The 1572-nt window shown below is 38.7% G+C and carries 3 protein-coding genes; 2 read left to right on the forward strand and 1 reads right to left on the reverse strand.

Translation table 11 applies throughout. The features are described from left to right. Window positions 1-277 (forward strand): DapH/DapD/GlmU-related protein (locus tag V7Z64_RS13260; protein WP_334110750.1); only part of this gene is annotated, 277 nt, incomplete at its 5' end. A gap of 126 nt (window positions 278-403) precedes the next feature. Here the strand turns inward: V7Z64_RS13260 and V7Z64_RS13265 are convergent. Then, on the reverse strand, window positions 404-1225 hold the full coding sequence (locus V7Z64_RS13265; RefSeq protein WP_297987389.1) for an undecaprenyl-diphosphate phosphatase: 822 nt from the start codon (window positions 1223-1225) through the stop codon (window positions 404-406). Window positions 1226-1437: 212 nt separating this feature from the next. Here V7Z64_RS13265 and V7Z64_RS13270 point away from each other — a divergent pair, with 212 nt between their 5' ends. Then, window positions 1438-1569, forward strand: coding sequence for a hypothetical protein (locus V7Z64_RS13270; RefSeq protein WP_003395753.1), 132 nt, complete (start codon window positions 1438-1440; stop codon window positions 1567-1569). The last annotated feature ends 3 nt before the right edge of the window (window positions 1570-1572 follow it).

A 1572-nucleotide genomic window follows, 5' to 3' on the forward strand; every position in this document is an offset into this window, starting at 1 on the left:
AATCCGTATTGGAGACAATTGTCTTATCGGTCCTGGTGCTCATATTTATACCGCTACCCATCCCATTGATCCACTCAAACGGGCATCAGGGTTAGAATACGGAAAACCTGTTATCATTGGTGATCATGTATGGATCGGTGGAGGAGCAATTATTAATCCAGGAGTAAAAATTGGAAATCATGTTGTCGTCGCTTCCGGTTCTGTTGTCACAAAAGACGTTCCTGATGACGTTGTCATCGGAGGCAACCCCGCGAAAATCATCAAAAGATTGAAATAAAAGGAGTTGTTCCAAAGAGTAATATATTGGTCCCAAAATCTAAAAACAAACCGAAAGAATGCTGTAACATCAACACTCTTTCGGTTTTCATTTTGACGTATTTTCTACCGAAGCGGACTTTTTAGATTAAGCAAAATACACAATATAAATGACCGCCGCAAGCACAATGCGGTAAATGGCAAACGGAACGAGGCGAACACGATTAATTAAACGTAAGAAAAAGCGAATAGCAATTAACGCGAAAATAAATGCGCTAATAAAGCCAACGATGAAAAACGGTAGCGCATCTAACGTAATGTACTCCCAGTTTTTCAATAACGAAATGGCGCTTGCCCCCGCCATAATCGGTACAGCCATAATAAATGTAAAGTCTGCTGCGGCACGGTGGCTCATTCCAACAAGTACACCACCTGAAATGGTCGAACCTGAACGCGAAAACCCAGGCCAAAGGGATAGGCATTGTACAAGTCCGACAATAAACGCTTGTTTATACGTAATGTCATCTACTGTCTGTGCCACCGTTCGTTTCCCGAAACGATCAGCCGCAATCATTAACAATGCCCCAAGCACAAGCCCAATAAGAACCGTTTCAGTCGAAAACAAATGTTCATCAATATAGTCTTCAAATAAAACACCTAACACCCCAGCAGGGACGAGCCCAATAAAAATGTGCCCGAGTGTCAAATGTGGCCCATTTTTTCTTTCACGCTTTCGCAAATGAAGCAATTCGAAAAACTTATCTTTAAATACAACAACAGCAGCTAACACCGAGCCAAGCTGAATGACGACTTTAAACGTATTCGCCCCATATTTTCCTAAAAACTCGCTCGATTTTAGCCACATATCATCAACAATAATCATATGACCTGTCGACGAAACAGGCGCAAACTCCGTCATCCCTTCGACAAGTCCTAAAATGAGCGCCTTAATTAATTCAATCATATGCATTCATGTCCATCCTTTCTCGATTGGTGAAATATGTATAAATTCTTTCCATGACCTACTCTATTGTACTACAATGCTTTCATTTCTACTACTCGTACATACAAAAGATGGTGAAGATAAAACTTTTAAATAATTATATAACAGTTGTTGATTTTTTTATTTCTGTTATAATACAATATAAATAACAAAAACAACATGCGAAAGGAGTTTTATTTATGGATATGTACACTAAAGCTTATCAAAGATATGTAGAAAAATGTAATGAGTTTGGTATTGAAGCCATTGATTTAATCGAGTTCATTCGCAATTTAACAACTGAGCAAGTAAAGCATATGCTACAACATTAAAGA

Source organism: Anoxybacillus sp. (genome assembly GCF_036834105.1).
Lineage (GTDB): Bacteria > Bacillota > Bacilli > Bacillales > Anoxybacillaceae > Anoxybacillus.

Bases quoted from the DNA above. Each gene is read 5' to 3' on its own strand.
- V7Z64_RS13265 (WP_297987389.1), bottom strand. From the start codon at position 1,225: ATGCATATGATTGAATTAATTAAGGCGCTCATTTTAGGACTTGTCGAA.
- V7Z64_RS13270 (WP_003395753.1), top strand. From the start codon at position 1,438: ATGGATATGTACACTAAAGCTTATCAAAGATATGTAGAAAAATGTAAT.